This is a genomic window from Burkholderia sp. AU28863, assembly GCF_002223195.1.
Classification (GTDB): Bacteria; Pseudomonadota; Gammaproteobacteria; order Burkholderiales; family Burkholderiaceae; genus Burkholderia; species Burkholderia sola.
In genome coordinates this window covers 784,478-805,912 of the sequence record NZ_NKFE01000008.1, presented here as the reverse complement: position 1 = coordinate 805,912, position 21,435 = coordinate 784,478, and the positions used below count along the sequence as shown (strand labels likewise).

At 64.2% G+C, this 21,435-nt stretch carries 15 protein-coding genes and 2 riboswitches; of the genes, 9 read left to right on the top strand and 6 right to left on the bottom strand.

What is annotated here, in order from left to right; genetic code table 11:
• The first annotated feature begins 458 nt into the window (after nucleotides 1–458).
• Nucleotides 459–851 (top strand): hypothetical protein, encoded by a 393-nt coding sequence (locus CFB81_RS33455; protein ID WP_256976415.1) that lies wholly within the window; start codon nucleotides 459–461, stop codon nucleotides 849–851.
• A 451-nt stretch (nucleotides 852–1,302) separates the two neighbouring features.
• On the opposite strand, the gene CFB81_RS35915 is transcribed toward CFB81_RS33455, so the two are convergent.
• The 3 genes from CFB81_RS35915 to CFB81_RS33440 all read right to left on the bottom strand — a co-directional run bounded on the left by CFB81_RS35915 (nucleotide 1,303) and on the right by CFB81_RS33440 (nucleotide 7,366).
• A complete protein-coding gene (locus CFB81_RS35915; protein ID WP_143328662.1) occupies nucleotides 1,303–3,534 on the bottom strand; it encodes a hypothetical protein in 2,232 nt (743 codons plus the stop codon).
• Nucleotides 3,535–3,685: 151 nt separating this feature from the next.
• On the bottom strand, nucleotides 3,686–5,614 hold the full coding sequence (locus tag CFB81_RS33445) for an ATP-dependent endonuclease (protein WP_089437992.1): 1,929 nt from the start codon (nucleotides 5,612–5,614) through the stop codon (nucleotides 3,686–3,688).
• Between the two features lie 729 nt (nucleotides 5,615–6,343).
• Entirely contained in the window at nucleotides 6,344–7,366 is a 1,023-nt protein-coding gene (locus CFB81_RS33440) for an ABC transporter substrate-binding protein (protein ID WP_069619896.1), read from the bottom strand.
• Nucleotides 7,367–7,506: 140 nt separating this feature from the next.
• Nucleotides 7,507–7,628, bottom strand: a riboswitch (guanidine-I (ykkC/yxkD leader).
• A gap of 432 nt (nucleotides 7,629–8,060) precedes the next feature.
• Nucleotides 8,061–8,192: riboswitch (guanidine-I (ykkC/yxkD leader) on the top strand.
• 57 nt (nucleotides 8,193–8,249) lie between these two features.
• On the opposite strand from CFB81_RS33440, the gene CFB81_RS33430 reads away from it, so the two are divergent.
• From CFB81_RS33430 to CFB81_RS33400, 7 genes are all read left to right on the top strand, one after another.
• The gene (locus CFB81_RS33430) at nucleotides 8,250–9,005 is read left to right on the top strand and encodes an urea amidolyase associated protein UAAP1 (protein WP_089437990.1); all 756 of its coding nucleotides are present in this window, start codon (nucleotides 8,250–8,252) and stop codon (nucleotides 9,003–9,005) included.
• A gap of 11 nt (nucleotides 9,006–9,016) precedes the next feature.
• Nucleotides 9,017–9,673 (top strand): urea amidolyase associated protein UAAP2, encoded by a 657-nt coding sequence (locus tag CFB81_RS33425; protein WP_089437989.1) that lies wholly within the window; start codon nucleotides 9,017–9,019, stop codon nucleotides 9,671–9,673.
• A gap of 88 nt (nucleotides 9,674–9,761) precedes the next feature.
• Entirely contained in the window at nucleotides 9,762–13,388 is a 3,627-nt protein-coding gene (uca, locus tag CFB81_RS33420) for an urea carboxylase (RefSeq protein WP_089437988.1), read from the top strand.
• Nucleotides 13,385–15,256, top strand: coding sequence for an allophanate hydrolase (atzF, locus tag CFB81_RS33415; protein ID WP_089437987.1), 1,872 nt, complete (start codon nucleotides 13,385–13,387; stop codon nucleotides 15,254–15,256). Before uca ends, atzF begins: the two co-directional genes overlap by 4 nt.
• A 64-nt stretch (nucleotides 15,257–15,320) precedes the next feature.
• A complete protein-coding gene (locus CFB81_RS33410) occupies nucleotides 15,321–16,295 on the top strand; it encodes an ABC transporter permease (protein ID WP_089437986.1) in 975 nt (324 codons plus the stop codon).
• A gap of 45 nt (nucleotides 16,296–16,340) precedes the next feature.
• Nucleotides 16,341–17,252 (top strand): ABC transporter ATP-binding protein, encoded by a 912-nt coding sequence (locus CFB81_RS33405; RefSeq protein WP_069619902.1) that lies wholly within the window; start codon nucleotides 16,341–16,343, stop codon nucleotides 17,250–17,252.
• Nucleotides 17,253–17,397: 145 nt separating this feature from the next.
• Nucleotides 17,398–18,135, top strand: coding sequence for a transporter substrate-binding domain-containing protein (locus CFB81_RS33400; protein ID WP_089437985.1), 738 nt, complete (start codon nucleotides 17,398–17,400; stop codon nucleotides 18,133–18,135).
• A 72-nt stretch (nucleotides 18,136–18,207) separates the two neighbouring features.
• On the opposite strand, the gene CFB81_RS33395 is transcribed toward CFB81_RS33400, so the two are convergent.
• Genes CFB81_RS33395 through CFB81_RS33385 form a run of 3 tightly spaced genes read right to left on the bottom strand, consistent with a single transcriptional unit; the run spans nucleotide 18,208 to nucleotide 20,347 of the window.
• Complete coding sequence (locus CFB81_RS33395; RefSeq protein WP_089437984.1) at nucleotides 18,208–18,804, bottom strand: NADPH-dependent F420 reductase; 597 nt, start codon at nucleotides 18,802–18,804, stop codon at nucleotides 18,208–18,210.
• Between the two features lie 27 nt (nucleotides 18,805–18,831).
• Complete coding sequence (locus tag CFB81_RS33390; RefSeq protein WP_089437983.1) at nucleotides 18,832–19,599, bottom strand: SDR family NAD(P)-dependent oxidoreductase; 768 nt, start codon at nucleotides 19,597–19,599, stop codon at nucleotides 18,832–18,834.
• 13 nt (nucleotides 19,600–19,612) lie between these two features.
• Complete coding sequence (locus CFB81_RS33385; protein WP_069619906.1) at nucleotides 19,613–20,347, bottom strand: SDR family NAD(P)-dependent oxidoreductase; 735 nt, start codon at nucleotides 20,345–20,347, stop codon at nucleotides 19,613–19,615.
• Between the two features lie 108 nt (nucleotides 20,348–20,455).
• On the opposite strand from CFB81_RS33385, the gene CFB81_RS33380 reads away from it, so the two are divergent.
• On the top strand, nucleotides 20,456–21,379 hold the full coding sequence (locus CFB81_RS33380) for a LysR family transcriptional regulator (RefSeq protein ID WP_089437982.1): 924 nt from the start codon (nucleotides 20,456–20,458) through the stop codon (nucleotides 21,377–21,379).
• The last annotated feature ends 56 nt before the right edge of the window (nucleotides 21,380–21,435 follow it).

The following is a 21,435-nucleotide window of genomic DNA, read 5'->3' as shown; positions in this document are numbered from 1 at the left end:
ATGGAGCATCTATCGGAACCGGTTATATTGGGGATCGTACTGGATGAAGAACACACTGGGTTACCTGCATGAGGTCTGGCTCTGCCCGGAGGGATTCGGCAACCTCTACCCGCATGCATCGCCCACGGACCAGCCGGAGATGCCGCCCGTGCCCTCAATGAGCCGGGCAGTGAGTGGATATGGACGTTTGGGGCATCGTCACATGCGGAGGCGATGGGTATTTATTACGAATTCGTCGGCTATGGAAAGTACGCATTCCAATTCGACGGCGATATCCTTCCTTATCCGCAAGATTGGTATGAGTGCCAAGTCGCCCATCTGAACTGCAAGTGATCGATGCATGCGCGTCGGTCCAGCGTCCTTGTGAGTTGGTCGCTGTAGGCAACTTCAGGCAACAGCCGACCAGATTCGGTCGTGCGACGTCACCATTCCGATCGTCGACAATGTGGTTCCAGCCGATGAAGGCTCAAGTGATGAACGAAGAGATGCAGATTCCCGCTGGAATCACAAATGAAGCGCTTTGGCTCCAGAATTGTCGAAAGATTCGCGCGAGAGCGCTGGACTTGCTTGAGGGTCGTCTTGGCGTCATTGAAACGGCGCGGGCCATGCTTCCATTGGCCTATTGGACAAAGGTCGAAGGCGAACCGGAGTTTCTGTTGTTCCGTGCAATCGCATCGGAAACCGACGATCTTCCCGTCGGCGATGTCAGAGAGCACTGGGCGACTGATGCGCTCGAACGCGAAGATCTTCGCATCGAAGCAGCCGAAGAATTTTGGCGCGAAAAGGCGCTTTCTGCTGCCGAGGGACTAGTCGAAAGATACCAATGGACAGCGTGTCGGACGGATACTTGATCGGCCGGTTCGGGTAAAACCGAGTGACTGAAGTGGATCGGTCTGCGCCGGTCGCGCGTCACAGGGCAGCGGCCGGCGGCGTTCGGCCAGGAGCCGCCGTTCACATGCGTCTCGGTCGGACATATAGGTGTCGGCTTCGCCCCGTAACCCGCCACCGGATTGCCGATGAAGAACACTCCCTCTTCGGCCAAAGGCGTCATTCGCCCATGCGCCTCGGCTAAGCGTCGCTAGCGGGACACGCATCACGGAGCAACCGGAATTATTCGGTCCGCCGTCCGCAGATGCATACTTTTGACGCTGTCCGGCCCCGGAGGTCGCGAGAGATAAATCGCGGCTTCCAAGGCACAGCGGTCCTAGGCGTTACGCCGACTGCGTTTAGGTCAGTTGCGCGCTTTACAATATCCCCGACCACTGGGGTGGTGGAGCGAGCCGAATTGCCGCTTCATCAGAGTTAGTCGTCAATGTCGCGAAAAATTGCTGCCGAAGGGCTATCTGAAGTGGCACTTTTGCTGATTGGGGCATCGGACGTTTGAGAGCATGTATAACTCTCAGTCATACCCTCGACGGCCCAGTCGACAAGTTGCTTGAGTTCCCAAGTCACCTCCTTTTCTCGCGCTGGCGCGACTCGACGGACAAAAGTCAGCACATCATCTTTAAGTTCCTCGAAATGAGATTCTGGATCATTGTGGCTCTGCCATTCCTCCCGAACTCTGTCGACATGTTTGGCAAGCTGATTGAGCACTTTATTTTCGACAGCAGCCAAAAGTATCTCTCTTTCGTCGTCGGTGAGGACGTTCAGAAGGTAATCGTTTTGCACAACGCTTCCGTCCGCGCGTTCGAGCACTGAAGCCACAAGTTCATCCACAAACGCTTGGCGCTTGTGGTTTGGAAGCAGCCCGAACTCGTGCATCTTCGCCAAGAAATCACCATCAGCGTCTTCGGAAACGCGCCAGTAAAAACTCACGTCCTTTTCGAGCAGGTCGGGGCGAATCGCGAGCATCCGTGCGGCGAATTCCGCATTCGCCCTTGTTGTAAGAAAGGCGTATAGCTCGGATTGGGTGCATTTGACCATCCTTTCTCCCAACAGGTCGTAAAACATCGGCGGAACAACAACGAGCGAACCTGGCAGCGTCACACCGGGGCAGACCACTTCATTCATGAGCCAGCTTGTCTTAGCTCCGCGAAGATACAGTTCCACAAGCTCCGGATTTTCGGCGACATACCGAGCAAACGCCTCAGAGATGGTTGGATGCTTGAACCGCCAGTACGGACCAGTCTGGTCCTGCGCATGAAGCAAAAGTGTCTCGTCCAGTTCGATAACGGCAGCCCGGAGCGACGCTAATGTCACGCCAAACGCCTTCACGGCCAAATCCGTTTCCGCACCGTCAGCAATTGGTGACGGAACTCTGCCTGCACTGACAAACAGAAGCGCCAGCGCTGCCAGACTCTCCGCAGTGAGTGTCCGAATGGTTTCGAGGAGAAAGTCCGATGGTTTTGCAAAAAAGTTCACGAGACCGGCCTTTGTTTTCTGGAGGTTTCCCGTCAAAAGCTTGCTACCGAGACGCCGTGCGGACTCAGGCAGAAAATGTTCGCTAGCCACGGCATCTGGTAAGAACGGTTTAACCTCGGCCCTGAAGGTCTTTTCCTGGTCTCCCAGTTTCAGGTGGTTGTACAGAATTTGCGCCTTTTCGTCCGGTGTTAGTTTTTCAACTTGAATGGTGACGTTACTCTTTGTCAGGAGCGGTAACGCACTTGTCTTCAAGTCGCGCTGCGCTGCCGTCCAAATGTATGTACGAGACGTAAAAAGGAACTTGCTGCCATTTTTTATTGCGGCAGCGATGTGCGGAAGCACTTGATTCCAGGAGTCGGTTCCAGATTTTTGGTATTGTGTGGAGCCCCATGCATCGTCTATCCAGAAGAACTGTTTTTCGTGTGGATTGATGCGATCACGCAATTCAATCGGAGAGGTTGGCTTAACTGTCAGACAGCCCCAAATGTCTGCGGCTCCGACGGCCAAGCTTGCCCCGATAGTAGACTTCCCGGCTGCAGGAGAACCTAAAAGAAGAACGAATCCATATTCGTTAATTGCAGCTACACTCTTGCGATGAGCGTCCGTTACCACGAGTTTCCGGATGTCATCCCCCATGGAGCTCAGAATCATCTGAGCCTGCTCGTAGGCCCGCTCGTCGAGGATATTGCTCAGGTCGCCAATACCGTAGAGGCGTGGAACAAGCATGCGTAAGCGCGCCGATTCATCAATTTGGCTGACCAACCAATCAGAGCCCAGTACTCGACAACGCTTGGCACCGGCGGCAACAAAAGCATGCTCAATCGCCGCTGCGGCAACCCCCGATACCGGATGGTTGGTCATGAGAATATAGTCCTCAACCAGACCCTGTGCGGCGAGCGCGGGAATCTTTGCCAGTTCGTCCGCAAGTTGTGACAACGTCAAGTTGCTACTGGGCAGTGACGTAAACTTGCACTGAATCGTCGAGGACCCGGCATCGTTGCCGTCACTCCATACACCTACGAACGCACCGTCGCGACCGCCATCGTGAGACGGTAGGAAACGCTGCACGGGACGCTTCAGGCATTCTTGCGCCACGGCAAGGCACAGGTCCTGAAATGCCTTCCATCCAACCGTATGTAGCCGATAGTCTCTGCCCAAAACGAACTCCAACATGTTCCACGAACTGGGATCCGATGTTACCGCATAGGTCAGTTATTTCGTCACGCGTGACTAGCGGAGCTACCGGCCCACTCGCTTGAGCCCATAGACCATGTGTCGAACCGGATTTTATTCCGCGTATCCCGGTCTTTTGCCTTCAACTGCGTCAGCGCGTCCCGAACTCAAGAATCAGGTCGCAGAGCTTGTCGAGCGATGCAGATTTTGCTCCGTTGTCGAGCGCCAGAGCCAATTTCGCTCCGATGAGCAGCGGATTCTTATGCAACCCTTTAACGTTTCCGTAGGATGCGTGGGCTTGATGCTTCACTTTTTCGTATGCCTCTGCGCCAATGGCTTCTTGGAGTTCCGCGTCAACGGTGTCTCCCAAATTGGTACGCCAGATTACATAGCTACTAGCCCACACGGTTTCGGCCGGGATCGCAGTCTTGTCGTCGCCCCCAAGTAGCTTGAGCAAGGCTGCGTTGTCGCGCACATGATGGTGTTTGTGCTCCTCCTTGCAATCTGCATCGCCGTCGAAGACTACAAAGACCGGTATCTCGAGCTGCTTTGCGATGATCGCTGGACGTAAGAGATTGCTCTTGCTGTCGACAGGAACGATGTGACAACCAACCTTACGGAATTCCGGCATACGGTCGGTCAATGTCAACCAAGAGTTGATGTAGGCGACGTCTTCAATTCCCTCTACTAGAATGACTCTCTGTGCGAAGAAAATCTCTGTGAGAGTTGGCTGTAGTATCGGGGCGATTCGCGCAAGACTTCCGCGAGGGTCAATAGGTCGCTGACCAGTGATCCGTGCATATTCGTCGCCGATCTCCGACGCCACAGGCCGCGTAGGGTACGATGCCTTTGTAGCAGAATCGCGGCGGACAAGCCGCACGCTTTCGAACGAGTTGCCGGAGACAAACAGCGGGCTATGGGTCGTGACCAGAACTTGTGAACCGCCTTCCGCCAACGTATTCAGGACGCCTGCAAGATGTCGGGCCTGCGGCGGGTGTTGGTACAGTTCGGGCTCTTCACAGCCAAGTATGAGTCGGGGCTCGATCGTCTCTCCCTGGCTTGCCAGTTCCTGCAGTAGGGCCAGCAGGAAGGAGCGTTGGAATCCGTGACCGAAGCGAGCCAGTTCCCCCTCGAACGTACCTTCGCCGGCGACGATCTTCGCGAACGGCTCCTCGATCTTGACTGACCTGTCCGGGTCCTGTTGCCAACTCACGCGCAGGCGTGTGTCCGGATGCGCCCATTGCATCAGCCGGTTCTGAAGGGAGTCGGATATGCCGGCCAAGGCACCCTGACTTTCATCCAGTAGCTTCTGATACTCATCTCGAGCCTGCTGAGCGACTGCGCCCAGACGCTCGGCGAAGTTCACCTTCGACCGGACGGTCCGGGCAAGTAGTCTGCCCAATGCTGTGGCCTTTCCTTCGGCTTGTTCGGCCGTTGCATCCTTAACGGCCGGGATGTAGACCCATTGCAAATACTTTTGCAGGCGGTTCATGCCTTTGCTGACGCCGTAAAACTGGTCCTCGCTCGGAATCAAGATGCATCGGTCTGGGCGATCCGCCTCGAAGGTCTTGAGGACGTCAGCCATAGCAGCAACAGACGTCGCTTTCGGCAGGTCGAACTCCTTTTGCAGCCCGCTGTAAATCTCCTTGAGCTCATCGGCTTTGGCTTTGTCACCTTGACGCCTAAAGAATTCCATGAATTCAGCCATCCCGAGTCGTTCACCGAACTGTCGAACCTCAGCCCGGCCAGACACTGGGTCAAAGGTTGCTTTCGCCGTTATCGTAAGGCGGTCTTGCCGGAAATACTCTTTAAATTCCTGCTTCGCGTCATCACTCAGGTCGCCAAAAGTAACCGTGATTTCGATGGGCTCTGACGTGTCTTTGCGGTGAAAGTCCTCGGCGCAAAGCAACGTGACATCAGTGGAGACACCATCCGTCTCTCGAAAGAATACGTTGAGTGCGAACAGGAACGTCGATTTGCCCGCACCGTTCGGGCCGACGAAACAGTTGTATCGATCAACGGCAACGACCGCATCTTTGATGGTTCTGAGATTTTTGATGCGAAGTGACTCGATGCGCATACCGCCCCCGGGTGTGGTTTTGTTTGCCTGCGGAAGTTGAACACGTTATGCGCCGTACGGCGACGCATTTTATCTGAAGATTTGTATGAACCCCGCTCGTTAGGCGAAGTGCCATGCCATTGATGGCGAGCCGCGATTTCCCTGCGGGAATCGCTATGGCGAGTCCCAATGGACAACTCCGGCCCGGTATTCAGATCAAATCTGGCGGTCAAGCTCGCAACGTTTCTCAAATCAATGCGGCCGGCGGCGGGCCTGCGAATATTGGAAATTGGAACCCGTCGTAAGATGGGATGGACAATCATCGACCTAGAGGAGTCGCTCATTGCCGTTATCTGATGTCAAGGATGCGGTTCGACCGGAGAGGCGGTCGATTGTCATCTGAGCCGCGTTTATCGGCTGTTCACTTATTGATGGTCCAACGGCAGCTATGCCGATGTCAAGTCTCCGGATTTCGCCGCGCGAGCGGCGGCTCCGCCGTACAAAGAGTCGTTGACCTTTCGGCGTGCCATCGGTCCGCTTCGGGTCGGCAGCGGTCATCGACGCCGCCTTCTTTCCGAGTCGGCAACGGCTCGTAAGCTACCGTTCGCATCTCGCCGCAACGGTCAATCAGCGTCGCAGCCATTCAACCGGGCACATGGCGGAGGGTTACTTCAGTACGGAGCATGCGGCCGACACGCGTTGCCCACCGACGCGACGCGGCACATCGCCGCGCCGGCGGGCATGCTGCCGTCAATGCGCGTCGATGAACCGCGAATCGATATACGCGTCGACATCCTGCGACTGCTTGTACACAGCGTTACGCACGTTGAACGCATTCGCATTGCGCGTCGAGCCATAGATCGAATCGAGCCCGTCGCCCTTGCGGAACGCACGCTTCGCAGCCGCTTCGTCGAGCAGGTGCGTGCCCTTCAGCAACGGAAGGTATTGCGCCGGCGCGAGCCCGACGCGCGCCGACATGATCTTGACCGCATCGGCCTGCGTCTTCGGATCGTTGATGTACGCGACACAGCGATACCAGACCTTGACCACCTTCGCCCAATCGGCGCGGCGCGCGGCGAGGCTCGCCGGCGCGACCGTGATCGCATCGTAGATCAGCCCCGGCGCATCCGCGGACGTAAAGATCGCGCGTGCGCCCGGCGCGCGCTTCAACGCTTCGCCCGCGTTCGGTTGCCACGCCGCCACCGCCGCGATGTCGGCCGACGAACCGAGCACCTGCGGCAGCTCGTTGGTTTTCGCATTCACGAGCGTGACGTCGCTGTTCTTGAGCCCGTGCTTCTGCAGCGCGGTTTCGAGCAGCAGGTGATCGACGAGGCCGAGCTCGACGCCGACCTTCTTGCCTTTCAGCGCCTCGACGGTGCGCAACGGCGGCTTCGCGACGATCATGTCGTTGCCGGCCGAATAATCGGTCAGCAGGATCATCACGTTCTTCGCGCCGGATGCGCCCGTCACGAGCGCATCGCCGTTGGTCGCCGCGACCGCGTCCAGCTTGCCTGCGGAAAACGCGTCGAGCGACGCCGAATAATCGAACCATTCGAAATCGACGTCGACGCCGGCTTCCTTGAACCAGCCCTTGTCGAGCGCGACCTGGAACGCGACCCAGCCGGGCCAGTCGCTGTAGCCGATCTTCAGCGGTGCGGCAGCGTGCGCGGCAGGCGCCGCCCATAGCGTGGCGGCCGCGGCGGCGGCACCCAAAGCATGACGGATGAAACGGAAGGACGACAGGCGGCGGAACGCCGGGGCGGGACGGGTCATCGTTGTTCTCCAGGAGACCGGGATCGGGATCGTCGATACGGCCCGTGCGCGAACACACGGGCCGGCTGCGTGACCGGTTCCTGCGGATGCGGAACGAACGGGGCGGCCACGGAGAGGCGCGACGGCCGTTGCCATCGCCAATCTCCCGGGCTTTTGTCCCGCCGTGTAGCACGCGTGCATCCGGTCTCGCGATCGGATGAACCCGCGCCGGGCTGCTCTCGGACCAGACATTCGATGAACCGGAACCCTAGCACCCCTAAGATGCGACGCCGCCGCACCTCTCGGCGTCATGCCGAGCGAGAAGCGTGCCAACGGCGCGCGGCAACGCGATTCAACGTTGACGCATGGTGCGCTGAAGTTCGATGAAGCGGGCGGCGAACAGCGCGTGCAGCGCGCGCCGGAGCAGGTCGAGCTTGTTCATGAAGGAGCGGGTATGAGGTAACGGTGCGTGAGTTCAGCAATGCCCGTGCCATCGCGGATCGCACGGTGCGCGCCCACGCGACGCGCACTGCACCGGTGCGCGGTTGCGTGCGCATGGTGCGCCGCGCGCCCGCCGCGAGGGCAAGCGAACGCGTCCGCCATCCGGATGCCGCGCGGCATCGCGCCACAGGGCCGCGTCGTACGGTGATTAGGCGGCGGCTGGCATGCAACTCGCTTATTCGATGCCCGAGAGGTGCGAAGCAATTTGCATCATCTTCAGGATCGCTAGGGTTCCGGTCGTGCGGCGTGCGCCGCGCGATGTCTGGTCCGAGAGCAATCCGGTCTTGCCTTCGCCTCGATGAGAGGAAACGGCGAGGCTCCACGGAGGGATAAAAGCCCGGGAGGTCGCGATGTCGTTCGGTCGCCCTCTCACGCCTTTTGTCCAACCGATCCCGGAGCCGCCATGTCGCCGAGCCCCCAAACCGTCCTTGCCCCGCCGCCACACGTCGCGTGGGAAACGCTGATTCCCGCCGGAACCCACTGGTCCGGCATCCTGCGCCGCGGTCTCGCGCTGCGCATCGTCGATGTCGACGGCGGCGCGAACCTGTCCGCCGTCTTTCATCGTCAGGAAGACCTGCTCGAACGCTACAACATGGCCGATACGCTGAAGGCGCAGCACACCGCGCATCTCACGCGCGGCCATGCGCTGTATACGGACATGGGGCGCGTGATCGCGTCGATCACGGCCGACACGCTCGGCTGGCACGACCCGCTCGGCGGCGTCGGCGATGCGCGGTTGTTCGCGCACAAGTACGGCACGTCGTCGTATCAGGCCGACCGCAACGCGATGATCCGCAACGGCCGAGACAGCCTCGTGCTCGAACTCGCGAAATACGGGCTGTCGGCGCGCGATCTCGCCGCGAACGTCAACTTCTTCAGCAAGCTGGACACGCGCGACGACGGCGCGCTCGATTTCGTCGCCGGACATTCGCCGGCCGGCAGCGCGTTCGATCTGCGCTTCGAGATGAATACGCTGGCGGCGTTCTCGACCGCGCCGCATCCGCTCGACCCGCGTCCGGACTACGCGCCGAAAGCCGTGAAGCTGATCGCGTACCGCGCGTATCCGGCCGACGGCGCCGCGCCCGACGACGACCCGTGCCGGCGCGCATGCGCGGAAAACACGCGCGGCTTCGCCAACACCGACCGCCTGTTCGCATGAGGAGCGACACCATGCCGATCATCGAAAGCCGACTCGACCCGCGCGACGCGATCCACGACACCACGCTGAACGCGGGCGACCCGTGGCTGCACGACCTGAAGCGCGGGCAGATCTTCCGCATTCTCGACCTCGAAGGCAACCAGGCCGTCGACACGCTGTTCTACCGCACCGACGATCCCGAGGAGCGCTACAGCGCGCAGGACACGATCCGCGCGCAGCGCAACCTGTACCTGAGCGCGGGCAGCGTACTCGTGTCGAGCCACGGCAACCCGATGGCGACGATCGTCGCCGACACGTGCGGCCGTCACGACACGCTCGGCGGCGCGTGCGCGGCCGAGAGCAACACGGTGCGCTATGCGCTCGACAAGCGCTACATGCACAACTGCCGCGACAGCTTCCTCAACGCGATCGCGCACTGCACGTGCGGCGCCGGCGCGCGGCTGACCAAGCGCGACCTGGTCGGCAACGTCAACTTCTTCATGAACGTGCCCGTCACGCCGCTCGGCGGACTCACGTTCGAGGACGGCATCTCCGCGCCCGGCAAGTACGTCGAGATGCGCGCGGAGATGGACGTCACGGTGCTGATCTCGAACTGCCCGCAACTCAACAACCCGTGCAACGGCTACAACCCGACGCCCGTGCGCCTCATCGTGTGGGAGGCGGAATGAACTGCCCCCACGCTCACTTGCTTTGCATGGGGCCGGAGTACGCGCTGAAGCGCTACTCCGGGCCGACACGTTCGCTGCGGGAGGCAACATGAGATTCGCCAAAGTCCTCGTCGCGAATCGCGGCGAAATCGCGTGCCGCGTGATCCGCACGCTGAAGCGCCTCGGCATCGCATCGGTCGCGATCTATTCGGATGCCGATCGCGATGCGCGCCACGTGGCGCTCGCGGACGAAGCCGTGCGTGTCGGGCCCGCACCGGCCGCCGACAGCTATCTGAACGTCGCGGCGATCCTCGCCGCCGCGCGCGAGACCGGCGCGCAGGCCGTGCATCCCGGTTACGGCTTCCTGTCCGAGCACGCGGGCTTTGCCGACGCATGCGAAGCGGCGGGCCTGCGCTTCATCGGGCCGCTCGGCGATCACATGCGCGCGTTCGGACTCAAGCACACCGCGCGCGAACTCGCGGCCGCGCACGGCGTCGCGCTGCTGCCCGGCACCGGGCTGCTCGACGACGTCGCGACGGCGCTCGCCGAAGCCGATGCGATCGGCTATCCGGTGATGCTGAAGAGTACGGCGGGCGGCGGCGGGATCGGCATGTCGCTGTGCCGCGATGCCGCGCAGCTCGGCGCGGCGTTCGAATCCGTCGTGCGGCTCGGTGCCGCGAACTTCGCGCATGCGGGCGTCTATCTCGAGAAGTTCGTCGAACACGCGCGGCACATCGAAGTGCAGATCTTCGGCGACGGCCGCGGCGGCGCGATCGCGCTCGGCGAACGCGATTGCTCGGTGCAGCGCCGCAACCAGAAGGTGATCGAGGAAACGCCCGCGCCCGACCTGACCGACGCCGAGCGCGATGCGCTGCACGCGAGCGCGGTGCGGCTCGCGCGCGCGGTGGGCTACGCATCGGCCGGCACGGTCGAATTCGTGTTCGACGCGACCGCGCGGCAGTTCTATTTCCTCGAGGTGAACACGCGGCTGCAGGTCGAACATTGCGTGACCGAGGCAGTGACGGGCGTCGATCTCGTCGAATGGATGATCCTGCAGGCCGAAGGGGACCTGCCGCCGCTCGACACGCTCGCCGTCGCGCCGCGCGGCGCGAGCATCCAGGTGCGGCTCTATGCGGAGGATCCGAACAAGCAGTTTCAGCCGAGCGCCGGGGTGCTCACGCACGTCGCGTTTCCCGACAACGTGCGGGTCGACGGCTGGATCGACGCGGGCACGGAGATCAGCGCGCATTACGATCCGCTGCTCGCGAAGCTGATCGTGCACGGCGACACGCGGCGCGACGCGCTGGGCGCGCTGCGCGCCGCGCTCGACCAGACCGAGCTGTACGGAATCGAGACCAACCTCGACTACCTGCGTGCCGTCATCGGTTCCGACACGTTCGCGCGCGGCGCGCCGACGACCGCGTTCCTGTCGCGCTTCGCGTTCGCGCCGCACACGATCGACGTGCTCGACGGTGGCGTGCAGACCACCGTGCAGCAGGCGCCCGGGCGGGTCGGCTACTGGAGCGTCGGCGTGCCGCCGTCGGGGCCGATGGACGATCGCGCGTTCGACCTCGCGAACGCGCTGCTTGGCAACGCGCGCGACGCGGCCGGGCTGGAATTCACGATGGTCGGCGCGACGCTGCGCTTCAATACCGCCACGCTGTTCGTGCTCGGCGGCGCGCCGCTCGCGGCCACGCTCGACGGCGAAGCGGTGCCGTTCTGGGAGGTCGTGCGCGCACGAGCGGGTGCGGTACTCAAGCTGGGTGGCGTGACGGGCGCGGGCGTGCGCGCGTGTCTCGCCGTCAACGGCGGGCTGCAGGTGCCCGACTATCTCGGCAGCAAGGCGACCTTCACGCTCGGCCAGTTCGGCGGCCATGCCGGCCGCGCGTTGCGCAAGGGCGACGTGCTGCATCTGCACGCGGACGCCGGGCGCGGCAACGCCGGTGCGACGCTGGCCGCGGCCGATATTCCCGCGCTGACGCATGCGTGGACGCTCGGCGTGCTCGACGGTCCGCATGGCGCGCCGGACTTCTTCACGCCGGACGACATCGCGATGCTTTACGGCACGCAGTGGACCGTCCATTACAACTCCAGCCGCACCGGCGTGCGGCTGATCGGCCCGAAGCCGCAATGGGCGCGCGCGGACGGCGGCGAGGCGGGGCTGCATCCGTCGAATATTCACGACAACGCGTATGCGATCGGCGCCGTCGATTTCACGGGCGACATGCCGGTGATTCTCGGCCCGGACGGGCCGAGCCTCGGCGGCTTCGTGTGTCCGGTGACGGTCGTGCGCGACGAGCTGTGGAAGCTCGGACAGTTGCGGCCGGGCGATACCGTGCAGTTCGTGCGCGCGAACGTGTCGGTCGGGATATCGACCGGGAAACCCGCTGCCGCGATCGCTGAGGCGACGCGTGACGTTGCCGCCGTTGCTGCTGCATCCGGCTCATCCGACGATTGCGTGCTGCATCGCGACCCGTCGGCCGGCGGCGGCATCGGCGTCGTCTACCGGCGCTCGGGCGATCGCAACGTACTGGTCGAATACGGGCCGCTCGTGCTCGACCTGAACCTGCGCTTTCGCGTGCATGCGCTGATGGGCTGGCTCGACGCGCACCGGCTGCCCGGCATGCTCGACCTGACGCCGGGCATTCGCTCGCTTCAGGTGCAGTTCGATGCACGGACGCTGCCGCTGGACGCGCTGCTCGCGCATCTGCAGGCCGCGGAGCGCGAACTCGCCGACGTGGCCGACATGCGCGTGCCGAACCGCATCGTGCATCTGCCGCTGTCGTGGGACGACCCGTCGACGCGCGTCGCGATCGAGCGCTACATGCAGTCGGTGCGGCCCGACGCGCCGTGGTGCCCGAGCAATATCGAGTTCATCCGGCGCATCAACGGCCTGGCGAGCATCGACGACGTGAAGCGCATCGTGTTCGACGCGCGCTATCTGGTGATGGGCCTCGGCGACGTCTACCTCGGTGCGCCCGTCGCGACGCCGCTCGATCCCCGGCACCGGCTCGTGACGACGAAGTACAACCCCGCGCGCACGTGGACGCCGGAGAACGCGGTCGGCATCGGCGGCGCGTATCTGTGCGTGTACGGAATGGAAGGGCCGGGCGGCTATCAGTTCGTCGGCCGCACCGTGCAGATGTGGAATCGCCACCGCACCACACGCGAATTCGAAGCCGGCAAACCGTGGCTGCTGCGCTTCTTCGACGAGATCCGCTTCTACGAAGTCAGCGAGGCCGAGTTGACTGCGCTGCGGGCGGATTTCATCGCGGGCCGCGCGACGCTGAAGATCGAGGAATCGGTGTTCGATCTGCGCGAATACAACCGCTTCCTGCACGACGAGGCGGAGTCGATCGCCGCGTTCAAGGCGACGCAGCAGGCCGCGTTCGACGCGGAGCGCGAGCGCTGGCGCGCGGCCGGCCACGCGGAATACGTCGGCGACGGGGAGCCGGGCGATGCGCACGCGGACCGCGTAGCGGGCGCGCTCGACGACACGCAGCGCGCGATCGCCGCGGACGTGTCGGGCAGCGTGTGGAAAGTGCTGGTCGAAGCGGGCGAGCGCGTGACCGAAGGGCAGGTCGTCGCGATCGTCGAGTCGATGAAGATGGAGGTGGCGGTGACGGCAACGGAAGACGGCACGATTGAGACGATCGATTGCGCGCCAGGCGCTGCGGTGGTGGCTGGCCAGCGGTTGATGGTGATGAAGGCGGGCGCCGCCGAGGAGGTCGCATGAGCACGACGAAACGCCCGGTTTTGCCGGGGCGGCACTCGATTGCCGCGCTGCGCGCGCGCTACGCGGCGGGCGACCTGACGCCGCATGCGCTCGTCGACGCGATCGCCGCGCACTTCGACGCGGGCGATCCGCACCATGCGTGGATCCGGCCGCTGACGCGCGACGAGATGATGCCGTACGCCGACGCGCTGGCCGGACGCGACATCGCGTCGTTGCCGCTGTACGGCGTGCCGTTCGCGATCAAGGACAACATCGACGTCGCCGGCATCCCGACGACGGCCGGCTGTCCCGCCTACGCATACACGCCGGCACGCAGCGCGCCCGTCGTCGAGCGGTTGATCGCGGCCGGCGCGATTCCCGTCGGCAAGACCAATCTCGACCAGTTCGCGACCGGGCTCTCGGGGCAGCGCTCGCCTTACGGCGCATGCCGCAATGCGCTCGACCCGCGCTATGCGTCGGGCGGGTCGAGTTCCGGGTCGGCGGTGGCGGTCGCGCTCGGCGTCGCGACGTTCTCGCTCGGCACCGACACGGCCGGCTCCGGGCGCGTGCCGGCCGCCTTCCACGGGCTTGTCGGGCTCAAGCCGACACGGGGCGTGCTGAGCACGCTCGGCGTGGTGCCGGCCTGCCGGTCGCTCGACTGCGTGTCGGTGTTCGCGCGGTCGGCGGACGACGCGCGCACCGTATTCGCCGCCGCGCACGGCGTGACGGAAGGCGACCCGTACGGGCGCCCGTGGCAGCCGCTGTTGGGTGCGGACGGATTGCGCGCGGACCCGGCGCGGCCGCTCGGGCAATTGCGTTTCGGCATGCCGCGTGCCGATCAGCTCGAATTCTTCGGCGACGAATCGTATCGCGCGGCGTGGGGCGCGGCGCTCGAACGGCTGCGTACGACCGGCGCGCGGATCGTCGAGATCGACTTCGAACCGTTCCTGGCGGCCGCGCGGCTGCTGTACGACGGCCCGTGGGTCGCCGAGCGGCTCGCCGCGATCGGCGCGTTCGCCGCGCGCGAGCCCGATGCGCTGCATCCGGTGATCCGCGAGATCATTGGCGGCGCCGCGCGCTTCAGCGCCGCCGATGCGTTCGCCGCATTCGACCGGCTTGCGGCGCTGCGCGTCGAGGCGGCCCGCGCGTGGGACGGCCTCGACGCGATCGTGATGCCGACCTCGGCGACGACCGCGACCGTCGAGGCGCTCGACGCCGATCCGATCGCGATCAATTCGCGCTTCGGCTACTACACGAACTTCGTGAACCTGCTCGACCTGTCGGCGATCGCGGTGCCTGCGGGCACGTGCGCGACCGGGCCGCATGCGGGCTTGCCGTTCGGGATCACGTTCGTGGGCCGCGCGCACGACGATGCGCGGCTGCTCGATCTCGCGCACGCGTGGGGCGACGGCGCAGCCGCGCTCGACGACGTTCGGCCACCCGCGGCCGCGACGCCGGCGCGTGCCGCAGCCGCGGGCGTCGTGCGGGTGGCCGTCGTCGGTGCGCATCTGCGCGGCGAACCGTTGAACGGGCAGCTCACGCAGCGTGGCGCGCGCTTCGTCGCCGCGACCACGACCGCGCCGGCCTATCGTCTCTATGCGCTGTCCGCCGACGCAAGCGGCGGCGTCGCCAAGCCGGGCCTCGTGCGCGTGCCGGACGGCGGCGCGCCGATCGCGGTCGAGGTCTGGGAGATACCGGTCGACGCGTACGGCAGTTTCGTCGCCGGTATCGCGGCGCCGCTCGGCATCGGCACGCTGGCACTCGCCGACGGTGCGCGCGTGCAGGGCTTCCTGTGCGAAAGCGTGGCGCTCGACGATGCGCAGGACATCACGCGCTTCGGCGGCTGGCGCGCTTACCGCGCGCAGGCGGCCCGCGACGCACTGCAATGAACGCACGGTCGCGCGATGCCGCGGCATCCGCGCGACCGGCACCCGAAACGATACGGAGATTCCGATGACAACGACCCGCAACACGACCGGCTGGCTCGCGGTGCGCCGCGAGCTGACCACGCGCGGCAAATGGACGCTCGGGCTGGCGTCCTTCCTGCTGCCGTTCGCCGTCTGGTGCCTGATCAGCTATGTCCCGTTCGTCTGGCATCCGCAGATGCGCATCACGAATCCGGGCAGCGTCGACTATTTCCAGACCGGCATGCAGATCGACCGCGACGTGTTCGACGACGAGCGCGCGCATGCGCGTGCGACACAAGCGGCGGTGCCCGAGGGCGAGCGCGCGAATCCGGTGTACCTGCCGGCGCCGCACCAGGTATTGCGCGCGTTCTACACGGCGTTCACGACTCCGCCCGCGTCGCGCGACGGCGTGTGGCTGCACGAAAGCCTGTGGCACAGCATCCGCATCATCTTCTGGGGCTTCGTGATTTCGTCCGCGATCGGCGTGCCGCTCGGCATTGTCTGCGGCACCTTCAGTGCGCTCGCGCGGCTGCAGGAGCCGTTCCTCGAGTTCTTCCGCTATCTGCCGGCGCCCGCGTTCGGCGCGTTGATGGTCGCGATTCTCGGCATCTACGACGCGCCGAAGATCGCGATCATCGTGATCGGTACGCTGTTCCAGCAGGTGCTGATCGTCGCGAACACCACGCGCAAGCTCGAATACGGACTGTTCGAGGCCGCGATGACGCTCGGCACGAAGAAGCTGAAGCTGCTCACGCACGTCGTGATTCCGGGCGTGCTGCCGGACCTGTATCGCGATCAGCGGATCCTGCTCGGCTGGGCGTGGACGTATCTGATCGTCGCCGAGCTGGTCGGCACGAGTTCGGGCATCACGTGGTACATCAGCCAGCAGGCGCGCTACCAGCATTTCGACAACGTGTATGCGGCGATCCTGATGATCGGGATCATCGGCCTCGGCACCGACATCGTGCTCGGGCTGCTCGGCCGCCGGCTCTTTCCGTGGGACCGCACGCTGAAAGCGTGACGTTCGCCCGCCCGTACCCATCGACCGATTTCCGCAGAGGGCATCATGCAGAACCCGCAAGCCGTCCCCGATTACCTGATCCAATCCGACGCGGTGCGCGAGCGCTTCGCGCGACTGAAGGCCCGCGACGTGATACTCGACGTGCGGCACGTCGGCAAGCGTTTCGCGACGCCGCAGGGCGAGTGCGTCGCGCTCGACGACATCAGCTTCCGCACGCACCGGCGCGAGTTCGTGTGCGTGATCGGCCCGTCCGGCTGCGGCAAGTCGACGTTGATCCGGATCCTCGCCGGGCTCGACGCGCAGACGAGCGGCGAAGTGCTGCTGGACGGCAAACCGGTGGACGGGCCGGGCGCCGATCGCGGGATGGTGTTCCAGGGCTATACGCTGTTTCCGTGGCTCACGGTCAAGAAGAACGTGATGTTCGGTCTGCGAATGAACGGCAGCAGCAGCGGCGTGGCCGAGCGCGAGGCGCTGCAGTGGCTCGATCTCGTCGGGCTGACGCGTTTCGCCGACGTGTATCCGCACCAGTTGTCGGGCGGCATGAAGCAGCGCGTGGCGATTGCCCGCGCGCTCGCGAACCGTCCGCGCATCCTGCTGATGGACGAACCGTTCGGCGCGCTCGACGCCCAGACGCGTGCGAGGATGCAGACGCACCTGCTCGACATCTGGCGCAACATCGACGTGACGATCCTGTTCATCACGCACGACCTCGACGAGGCGATTTTTCTGGCCGACCGGATTCTGGTGCTGAAGGCGAATCCGGGCGGGGTGCAGGAGCTGATCGAGGTGCCGGTGCCGCGGCCGCGCGATTATTCGCAGGTCAATACGCCCGAGTTCATCGCGACGAAGGCGCGGCTCGAAGCGCTGATTCATCCGAAGGAGGCCGCGACGGCGGAAGACGACGGTATCAAGCCGCACATGATCCGGATGACGGATGTTGCGGATAACGTCGAATAGCCGGCGACTTCACACACGCCTGCACCAAAATGATGTCGCCAACTGGCTTACACCCGGATTAATTTTGTCCACGCTTCGTGGACCTCGACTTCCCACGGTAAGCTGATGAATTCCCGATCGATTCTTCGGCTTGCGAGAGAAAGCGATGAAGGTGACCATTGCGTACATCGAAGAACCGCCATTCGGCTGGACCGAAGCGGAGGGCACGGCTACCGGCGCCGATCTCGAACTCGCGGCGATGATTCTCCGGCAGATCGGCGTCACCCGGATCGAGTATTGCGCGACGACGTTCGGCGAATTGCTGCCCGGCGTTGCGTCAGGTCACTGGGACATGAATGTGCCGCTCTTCGTGACGCCGCAGCGAGCCCATACCGTCGCGTTCAGCGTGCCGGTGTGGGGGATCGAGGACGGTTTCCTGGTTCGGCCCGGCAACCCGAAGGCGCTCAAGAGTTATGCGTCGATCGCCCAACGTCCCGATGCGCGCCTCGGCATCATTGCCGGACAGGTCCAGCATGATTCCGCGATGGCGTCAGGCGTGAGCCGGCGGCAAATCGTCGTCTTCGAACAGCAGGCCGACGCGATCGCGGCCGTTCTCTCCGGCGTGATCGACGCGTATGCGAGCACCGCGTTGGGGAATCGAATCGTGGCGGGCCGGATAGGCAGCGCACTGATCGAGGCCGTCGCGCACGAGCCGGATGTCGACGGCAGACAGCGGACGCCTCCGCTGGGCGCGTTCTCGTTCAACCGGGAAAACCGGGGTCTTCTCGACGCGTTTGATCGGCGACTTCGTGCCTATCTCGGCTCGCCCGACCATCGCGCCCGCATGGCGAGATTCGGGCTGACGGCGCGCGAGATCGATCCAGCCGTCTTGCAGGCAGGATAGGCCGGCGCCCGGCCGCGCCGGGCAACCGACCATTCGTCTCGTCCCGGCGGAATGCCCGGACATCGAGCTTGATCAGTCAAACCTGATCAAGTCCTTGAAGATCAGGCGTCCCCAGCTTTTTCCGCGCGCGTGCACCAGCCATCCGCCTTCCGACAGCCCGCCGAGCTGGATCGGCGCGAAGCCGAGTTTTTCCGCAAGCGCGCTCACGTCCGCCGCGGCCTCGTCGTCGTCGCTCGCCAGAAACACGACTCTCCTGCCGCCGTGGACGGCCGGGTCCTGGCCAAGGACGGCCGCGACCAGATGGTTGAAGCCTTTCACCAGCCGGGCTCCGGTGAACGCTTTCGCGACGAAGGCCGAGGACGGGAGACCGTCCAGTTCGTCCAGCGGGGCCTGCGTGTTCATCGTGTCGATGACGGTCTTCCCGTTCCAGTCGGCCAGCGCTTTGGCGACCGCGGGGTGCGACTCGAAACGAACCGCCAGAAAGATGACGTCTGCCTTGACGGCTTCCGCCAGGCTCGTGGGCGTGATCGTCGGTCCGATCGCGGCCGCATCGGCCGCAAAGCTTGCCGGGTCGCGCGTGGTTGCAACGGCCACGTCGATACCGTTGCGGGCGAACGCGCTGGCAAGCGCGTGGCCGATCTTGCCGAAGCCGATGATGGCGTAACGCATGGGTTTCTCCTTCGTTTTCCGGTGTGCTCAGAGCTTGTAACCGCCGCTCGCCTCGATCGTCTGGCCCGTCACCCAGTGGCCGTCGTCGGACGCGAGAAACGCGACGACGGCCGCGATTTCCGAAGGCTCGCCAAAGCGGCCCAGCGCGATTTGCGCCTCGACCGCCTTGACGAGTTCAGGATTCTCGCGAAAGGCGGCGTTCGCATCCGTTCGCGTGAAGCCGGGCGCGACGGCGTTCGCGGTGATGCCGCGCGGCCCGAGCTCGATGGCGAGCGTCCGGGTCAGCGTGTTGATCGCCGCTTTCGCCATCGAGTAGACGGGCGCCGCCGTGACGGGCTTCGTGGCGGCAGCGGATGAAATGTTGACGATGCGCGCGCCATCGGCGAGGCGATCCAGCGCGGCCTGGACGATGAAGAAGGGCGCGCGGGCGTAGACCGCCATCAGCGTGTCCCAGCTTTTCGGCGTCGCGTCCTTGAAGCCGACCCAGCCGGAATTGCCTGCGTTGTTGACCAGAATGTCGAGGGTCTTGCTGCCGGTGCGCCGGGTGAGTTCGTCGTCGAGTCTTTCGAACAAGGCCGGCACGCTCGCCGGGTCGACGAGATCCGCATGGATCGCAAACGCGGTGCCGCCCGCTTTTTCGATCGCAGCGATCGCCTCGTCCGCGCCGGATTGGCTGGCGTTGTAGGTCAGTGCGACTGTCGCGCCGTCCCGGGCGAGACGTTCGGCGATCGCACGGCCAATGCCGCGTGACGCGCCGGTCACGAGCGCCGTTTTGCCTGTTAGCGATTGGGTCATGTGGTGCCTCTCCTCAGAGTTGCGCCAGGCCGCCGTCGACGGCGACCTCGCTGGCGGTCATGAAGCTGCTGTCCGACGACGCAAGAAAGGCGGCCACCGCGCCGATCTCTGCCGGATCGGCCATGCGCTGGAGCGGCGTCATCGCGCCGTAGGCTTTCTGGCCTTCTTCGCCGAGCGCTTCCTTGGCCAGTTCCGTCGCCGTCGCACCGGGCGACAGCACGTTGACCCGGATGCCGGTGCCTTTCAGCTCTTCCGCCCAGGTCCGGGCGAGGTTGCGCACCGCGGCCTTGCTCGCGCTGTAGGCCGTGAACCCCGGGGCTCCCGTGGTGCCGGCGCTCGAGCCGGTCAGGATGATCGACCCGCCCGCGCGCATCAGCGGCAGCGCCTTCTGGACCGTGAAGATCGTCCCCTTCACATTGGTATCGAACGTGTCGTCGATGTGCCCGGTGGTGATCTGGCCGAGCGGAAGCGGGCTGCCCGTCCCCGCATTGGCGAAGACGATGTCGAGGGTCCCGCGCTCCGCCTTTACCGACGCGTAGAGCCGGTCGAGGTCGGCCGGTTCGGCCACCGAGCCCTTCATCGCGCGGGCATGGGGCCCCAGGTCGGCCACTGCCGCGTCGAGCGCCGCCTGCCGGCGACCGAAGAGGAAGACGAACGCGCCTTCCTCGATGAAGCGCTTTGCCGCCGCCCGGCCGATGCCGGTTGCGCCGCCGGTGATCACGGCGGTCTTTCCATTCAGTCTGTTCATGTCATGCGTCCTTCGAAACGAAATCGACGAGCCCGATTCTGGCGCGCTTGATTCATGAAGAAAACTGACTGAATATCTATAAGTGCCATCTACTTTTTAGATAGATATATGCTGGACAACGTCACCATCAATCAGCTTCGCGCGTTCGTCGCCGTGTGCGACCAGGGAAGCTTTTCCGGCGCCGCGAGGGAACTGAGGCGTGCGCAATCGGCGATCAGTCATGCAATCAGCGCGCTCGAGAGCGCATTCGACGTGGTGCTGTTCGAGCGCAACACGCGCAAGGCGACGCTCACGGCCGCCGGCCGCAGCCTGCTGCCCGATGCGCGCGGGGTGATCTCACGCACCGAGGAAATGAAGATGCGTGCGGTTGCGATCGCCGAAACCGGCGTCCCGCAGGTGTCGATCTCGATCGACACCTATTTCCCGCGTGCGCATCTGATCGAATGCCTGCGCACGCTGCAGGCGGAATTTCCAACGATTGCAATCAATCTGCGCATGACGACCATGCAGGGCGGCGAGCGCCTGGTTCTCGAGGGCACGTGCGCATTGGCGGTGACGATCACGGACGTGCCCGAGCTGAGCCCGGGCACCATCGAACGGCATCATTTGCTCGATGCGCAAATGGTGACCGTATGTGGGCCAGCGCATCCGCTGGCCGCATGGGCGAAGCCGATTCCGCGGGAGGAATTCGGCCGGCACATCCAGCTCGTCGTCACCGACAATCAGCCCGATGCGGAAAAGACCCAGCAAGGCGTCGCCAGTGAACGCCAGTGGTGGGTGAACGATCTCGGCGCGAAGCACGACCTGCTCAGAGGAAACCTGTGCTGGGGGCACATGCCGCGCCATATGGTCGAGGCAGACCTCGCGAACGGAACGCTGGTCGAGCTCCAGCGGCGTGCGTGGCACATGCGTCCGCTGACGTTCATGATTTCGCAGCGGCGCGGGTACGCGTTTTCCGGATGCGAGACACGGCTGGTCGAGCTCCTTGGCAGTTGTCCTTCGCAAAAGGCGGGAAGCGCGAGGTCGACGTGACGTGCGGCCGCTTTCGGGCGGCAGCGGTCTTGATGGAGCGGGGCCGGGGCATCAGG